The sequence below is a fragment of the Pseudomonas sp. ASL7 genome (assembly GCF_056680375.1).
On sequence record NZ_CM155279.1, the window covers coordinates 3835831 to 3842500 of the forward strand.

Consider the following 6670-nt stretch of genomic DNA (forward strand, 5'->3'; position numbering starts at 1 on the left):
TGCTCGCGAAGGCGGCATCACAGACGCCCAATGAACTGCCTGCTACTTACCGATGGCGATTTTCGGCGCCCAGGTCAGCCACTCCTCTTCAAACTTGTCGAACAGTGGGAATGTTTGCTCAGGCCGTGCAGGGTTCCCCATGCGATCACCATCCGGCGTGGCGAAAGCGATGCCCCCCTGAATCAGCGTCTCTAGCGATTCAGTACGGACCGTCGCGCCTTTGAACAAGCCGTAGTCGAAACCAAAACCGCTGGTATTCCAGAATCGCGTGCCGCTGCGCACCAATGCCGCATACTTCGGTTCAATCAGGATGCGCACCAACACACGGTCAGCGGTCTCGCCCAATTCATAGCCTGTCACCTTGCCCACGGTGACCTCGCGATAGGTCACCGGTACGCCGATTTTCAGCGACCCACGGCGAGCGGCACTCAGGACCAGACTCAAACCGGGTTCTTGCTTGGCGGTTTCCGGTGGATTGGCCAGGGCCACAAAGTTCTTCTGCGGGCCGAGGTTTTTCGCAGCAGGCTGCACTTCGATGTATTGGCCGGTGACCAGTGTCTCCAGATTCGAAGTCTTGATCAGACCCAATTCTGGTTTGACCACCCAAAACTGACTGCCAACCCGGGCGATACGCTCCGGCACTTCGGTGATTCGTGCAGTGAGCATCACCGATTGCAAGTCATCCGTGAGGTCGACGTCTTCAATCTTGCCGACATCCAGACCTTTGAACCGCACAGGTGTGCCGTTGCGCAAACCATCGGCGCGATCAACCTTGATCGTGACTACGGTGCCTTTCTGGTTGGCCTCGTCATGGTTGGCGAACAGACGGAAACGTGGAATACGTTTCTCCAGCGGCGCTTTTGCTTCCGGTGTTTCGAAGGCAATGCCGCCGGCCATCAGACTCTGTAGCGACTCGCTTTTGACCTGGATTCCCCCGGTGAGTCCCCCCGTCAGCGTGATGCCACTGGCATTCCAGAACCGCGTCGAGGCGTTGACCAGGCCTTCGTATTCCTTCTCGATGTGTACGCCGATCACCAACTGCTTTTTGGTGCGTGAGAACTGATAGCTCTGCACCGAACCCACCTTGACCTGCTTGTAGAGAATCGGGCTGCCGACTTCCAGCGAGCCGAGGTTCTCGGTGAACAACACCAGGTGCAAGCCCGGTGAACGCAAATCAAGCGGTGGCGCCTTGGGCCGTGCCACGAACTCGCGTTGTGGCGCTGCGCCTTTGTCACCGGGGCGCACGGCGATGTAATTACCTTTGACCAGGGCTTCCAAACCAGTAATGCCTGCCAGGGATATCGACGGTTTGACCACCCAGAACTGAGTGCCTTGGACCAGATAATCTTCGGCCAGCGGGTCAAGGGTCAACTCAGCGGTAGCAGCAGACAAATCAGGATCGATCTTCAGTGCTTTCAGCGTGCCGACTTGGATGCCCTTGTACATCACCGGCGTGCGACCGGCCTGCAAACCTTCAAAATCGCTGAGTTTGACCTTGACCCGAATACCGGCCGCGGCCGCGTCAAAGTCCTCGTAGAGGCGGAACGGCAGACTCGGATCGGTGGGCGGGCTGTCCTTGCGGTTTTCTGGCGTGGCAAACGCGATGCCACCCGCAACGATACTGGCCAGCGACTCGCTGCGCACTTTCACACCGGACAGGTTAGCGTCGATGCTGATGCCGCTGGCATTCCAGAAACGCGTGTATTTGCGCACGAGCTTGGCGTAAGTTGGCTCGATGAAAACTTTGAGTTCAACCGTGCTTTGGTCTTCGGACAGCAAGTAGCTTTTGATCTGGCCGACCTTGATCTGTTTGTAGAACACTGGGCTCCCGCGGTTCAGCGAGCCGAGGCGATCGGCCCTGATCGTCAGGTGCAATCCCGGTTTGGCGTCCGACAACGGTGGCTCTTCGGCCAAGGCCTTGAATTTGCGAGTCGGCTCGCCTTCGCCAGGGCTGATGGCTACGTAGTTACCCGACACCAGGGTTTCCAGGCCAGTGATACCGGCCAGGGTCACGCTTGGTTTGACCAGCCAGAAACGCGTACTGGTCCTGAGGTATTGCTCCACGTCCTTGTTCATCTCGATGGTGGCAATCACACCTTTGGAGGCGCCTTCGTCGTCGAGCTTGAGGGTTTTCACCTTACCGACCGACATGCCTTTGTAGACGACTTCGGTCTTGTTGGCCTGAATGCCTTCGCCACTTTCGAATCGAACCTGAACCTCGATGCCGGTTTCGGTGTAGGCACGCCAGCCGAGCCAGCCGCCGATGATCAAGGCGATCAGGGGCAACACCCAAATGGCAGACCAGTTCGAGGCCGGTCGGGTTTTAGCAGTAGGCAAATCAGTCATGGTCGTCGTCCGACTCCGTGTTATCCCAAATCAGTCGGGGATCGAAAGTAACTGCGGCAAGCATCGTCAGAATCACCACACTGGCGAAAGCGATGGCGCCAAGATTGGCTTCGATGCTGGCAAGCCGTCCGAAATTCACGAGCGACACCAGGATTGCGATCACAAAGATGTCCAGCATCGACCAGCGGCCAATGAACTCGATAAAGCGATACATCCATATACGTTGACGAGCAGAGAGCGGCTGGCGACGCTGCACCGAAAACAGCAGCAGTGCGATGCCTACCAATTTGAATGTCGGGACCAGGATACTGGCAATGAAAACCACGGCGGCGATGGGAATCATGCCGTGCTGAACCAGCTGGATCACCCCGGACATGATGGTGCTGGGATCACCTTGACCGAGGGTACTGACCGTCATGATCGGCAGCACATTCGCAGGGATGTAGAGGATCGCTGCCGTGACGAGCAACGCCCAGGTACGCATTAGACTGTTGGGACGACGAGCGTGAACCAAGGCACCACAACGGGTGCAAACTTGCTCGTCAGTATCGGCTTCCTGCTTATTCAATTCATGGCATTCCGCGCAAATCAGAATGCCTGCATCAATCGCCCGCATGGGCATCCTCTCCTGATAAAGCCTGCCAGATCTGATGAGGTGACATCACAACCTCCAACCAGACCTGAACCAACAACAAACTGATAAAGCAGCCCAAGCCAAGACCTACGGTAATGGTCGCCATATCTGCCAGTTTTACGATCGCGACCAACACGCCCATGAGGTAGACCTCAAGCATCCCCCAATCGCGTAGATGGTGATAAATGCGGTAGAGCAGGAGGCCATAGCTGCGCCCAACATCAAAACGAATACTCAACAGCACGACCAGTTGGCAGAGCAACTTCAGCAACGGGATCCCCATGCTGCAGAGAAACACGACGACTGCCACGCCTTTCATACCCGTATCGAACAGACCGACAACACCTTTCCAGACAGTGTCATGCGACGAGTGCCCGAGTAGATGGAGCTGCATGATGGGTAAAAAGTTCGCCGGGATATACAGCAATAGAGCGGCGATGACCAAGGCAAGACTACGCTGCACAACGTTGTGCCGGTGCGCGTAAAGCTCGTAACCGCAGCGTGGACACAGGGCTTTCTCGCCATGGGCAAGCTCAGGCTTGCGCATCAGCAAATCGCACTCATGACACGCCACCAAGTCGTCCAGCGGTAATTCTGACAGCCCGGGGGCGTCAACCGGATCTGGCATAAAGGCTCTGGCTCCGAAAAAGGTGGGCCTATTCTAGTGTTCTAAATCGAAAATAACTGTGCAAATTTGTGCTATCCGGGATGATGCTTTTTTCAAGGCAAAACAAAACCCCTACCTGCATACGCAGATAGGGGTTTCGGAATTTAATCTTGACGATGACCTACTCTCACATGGGGAAACCCCACACTACCATCGGCGATGCATCGTTTCACTGCTGAGTTCGGGATGGGATCAGGTGGTTCCAATGCTCTATGGTCGTCAAGAAATTCGGTAGCCAGGTCGTTCACCTTTCGGTTTACGCTCCAGCGAATGGGTAGGTGATAGAGCTGGGTGCTTTGTGAGTTTGTCGAACTTTCGGTTCGTTTCGTCTTCACACACCGCAATCTGGTGCTCTTTCGCTTTTCAGCTCGAAGCCTGCAAATTGCTTGGGTGTTATATGGTCAAGCCTCACGGGCAATTAGTATTGGTTAGCTCAACGCCTCACAGCGCTTACACACCCAACCTATCAACGTCGTAGTCTTCGACGGCCCTTCAGGGGACTCAAGGTCCCAGTGAGATCTCATCTTGAGGCTAGTTTCCCGCTTAGATGCTTTCAGCGGTTATCTATTCCGAACATAGCTACCCGGCAATGCCACTGGCGTGACAACCGGAACACCAGAGGTTCGTCCACTCCGGTCCTCTCGTACTAGGAGCAGCCCCTCTCAAATCTCAAACGTCCACGGCAGATAGGGACCGAACTGTCTCACGACGTTCTAAACCCAGCTCGCGTACCACTTTAAATGGCGAACAGCCATACCCTTGGGACCGGCTTCAGCCCCAGGATGTGATGAGCCGACATCGAGGTGCCAAACACCGCCGTCGATATGAACTCTTGGGCGGTATCAGCCTGTTATCCCCGGAGTACCTTTTATCCGTTGAGCGATGGCCCTTCCATACAGAACCACCGGATCACTAAGACCTACTTTCGTACCTGCTCGACGTGTCTGTCTCGCAGTCAAGCGCGCTTTTGCCTTTATACTCTACGACCGATTTCCGACCGGTCTGAGCGCACCTTCGTACTCCTCCGTTACTCTTTAGGAGGAGACCGCCCCAGTCAAACTACCCACCATACACTGTCCTCGATCCGGATAACGGACCTGAGTTAGAACCTCAAAGTTGCCAGGGTGGTATTTCAAGGTTGGCTCCACGCGAACTGGCGTCCACGCTTCAAAGCCTCCCACCTATCCTACACAAGCAAATTCAAAGTCCAGTGCAAAGCTATAGTAAAGGTTCACGGGGTCTTTCCGTCTAGCCGCGGATACACTGCATCTTCACAGCGATTTCAATTTCACTGAGTCTCGGGTGGAGACAGCGCCGCCATCGTTACGCCATTCGTGCAGGTCGGAACTTACCCGACAAGGAATTTCGCTACCTTAGGACCGTTATAGTTACGGCCGCCGTTTACCGGGGCTTCGATCAAGAGCTTCGCGTTAGCTAACCCCATCAATTAACCTTCCGGCACCGGGCAGGCGTCACACCCTATACGTCCACTTTCGTGTTTGCAGAGTGCTGTGTTTTTAATAAACAGTCGCAGCGGCCTGGTATCTTCGACCGGCATGGGCTTACGCAGTAAATGCTTCACCCTCACCGGCGCACCTTCTCCCGAAGTTACGGTGCCATTTTGCCTAGTTCCTTCACCCGAGTTCTCTCAAGCGCCTTGGTATTCTCTACCCAACCACCTGTGTCGGTTTGGGGTACGGTTCCTGGTTACCTGAAGCTTAGAAGCTTTTCTTGGAAGCATGGCATCAACCACTTCGTGTACCAAAGGCACACTCGTCATCAGCTCTCGGCCTTAGAATCCCGGATTTACCTAAGATTCCAGCCTACCACCTTAAACTTGGACAACCAACGCCAAGCTGGCCTAGCCTTCTCCGTCCCTCCATCGCAATAACCAGAAGTACAGGAATATTAACCTGTTTTCCATCGACTACGCTTTTCAGCCTCGCCTTAGGGACCGACTAACCCTGCGTCGATTAACGTTGCGCAGGAAACCTTGGTCTTTCGGCGTGGGTGTTTTTCACACCCATTGTCGTTACTCATGTCAGCATTCGCACTTCTGATACCTCCAGCAAGCTTCTCAACTCACCTTCACAGGCTTACAGAACGCTCCTCTACCGCATCACCTAAGTGATACCCGTAGCTTCGGTGTATGGTTTGAGCCCCGTTACATCTTCCGCGCAGGCCGACTCGACTAGTGAGCTATTACGCTTTCTTTAAAGGGTGGCTGCTTCTAAGCCAACCTCCTAGCTGTCTAAGCCTTCCCACATCGTTTCCCACTTAACCATAACTTTGGGACCTTAGCTGACGGTCTGGGTTGTTTCCCTTTTCACGACGGACGTTAGCACCCGCCGTGTGTCTCCCATGCTCGGCACTTGTAGGTATTCGGAGTTTGCATCGGTTTGGTAAGTCGGGATGACCCCCTAGCCGAAACAGTGCTCTACCCCCTACAGTGATACATGAGGCGCTACCTAAATAGCTTTCGAGGAGAACCAGCTATCTCCGAGCTTGATTAGCCTTTCACTCCGATCCACAGGTCATCCGCTAACTTTTCAACGGTAGTCGGTTCGGTCCTCCAGTTAGTGTTACCCAACCTTCAACCTGCCCATGGATAGATCGCCCGGTTTCGGGTCTATTCCCAGCGACTAGACGCCCTATTAAGACTCGCTTTCGCTACGCCTCCCCTATTCGGTTAAGCTCGCCACTGAAAATAAGTCGCTGACCCATTATACAAAAGGTACGCAGTCACCCAACAAAGTGGGCTCCCACTGCTTGTACGCATACGGTTTCAGGATCTATTTCACTCCCCTCTCCGGGGTTCTTTTCGCCTTTCCCTCACGGTACTAGTTCACTATCGGTCAGTCAGTAGTATTTAGCCTTGGAGGATGGTCCCCCCATATTCAGACAAAGTTTCTCGTGCTCCGTCCTACTCGATTTCATGACTAAGAGATTTTCGCGTACAGGGCTATCACCCACTATGGCCGCACTTTCCAGAGCGTTCCGCTAATCTCAAAGCCACTTAAGGG

Annotated in this window: 3 protein-coding genes and 2 rRNA genes (1 of these 5 cut by a window edge); all 5 read right to left on the reverse strand. The window is 54.4% G+C overall.

Annotated features, from left to right (window positions below; translation table 11 throughout):
- Positions 1-42: 42 nt before the first annotated feature.
- On the reverse strand, positions 43-2346 hold the full coding sequence (locus tag AC1MDT_RS17700) for a PqiB family protein (protein WP_480418303.1): 2304 nt from the start codon (positions 2344-2346) through the stop codon (positions 43-45).
- Entirely contained in the window at positions 2339-2962 is a 624-nt protein-coding gene (locus AC1MDT_RS17705) for a paraquat-inducible protein A (protein ID WP_480418305.1), read from the reverse strand. Before AC1MDT_RS17705 ends, AC1MDT_RS17700 begins: the two co-directional genes overlap by 8 nt.
- Positions 2949-3608 carry a paraquat-inducible protein A gene (locus AC1MDT_RS17710; RefSeq protein WP_480418306.1) on the reverse strand — a complete coding sequence of 220 codons (660 nt, stop codon included), beginning with the start codon at positions 3606-3608 and terminating at the stop codon, positions 2949-2951. The genes AC1MDT_RS17705 and AC1MDT_RS17710 overlap by 14 nt, the downstream gene beginning before the upstream one ends.
- 147 nt (positions 3609-3755) lie before the next feature.
- Positions 3756-3871: ribosomal RNA gene (gene rrf, locus AC1MDT_RS17715) — 5S ribosomal RNA — on the reverse strand.
- A gap of 173 nt (positions 3872-4044) precedes the next feature.
- Positions 4045-6670, reverse strand: a 23S ribosomal RNA gene (locus AC1MDT_RS17720); it runs 266 nt beyond the window's last position.

What these genes read in the sequence shown, in the direction of transcription:
- AC1MDT_RS17700 (WP_480418303.1), bottom strand. Translation starts at nt 2,346, where the DNA reads ATGACTGATTTGCCTACTGCTAAAACCCGACCGGCCTCGAACTGGTCT.
- AC1MDT_RS17705 (WP_480418305.1), bottom strand. Translation starts at nt 2,962, where the DNA reads ATGCGGGCGATTGATGCAGGCATTCTGATTTGCGCGGAATGCCATGAA.
- AC1MDT_RS17710 (WP_480418306.1), bottom strand. Translation starts at nt 3,608, where the DNA reads ATGCCAGATCCGGTTGACGCCCCCGGGCTGTCAGAATTACCGCTGGAC.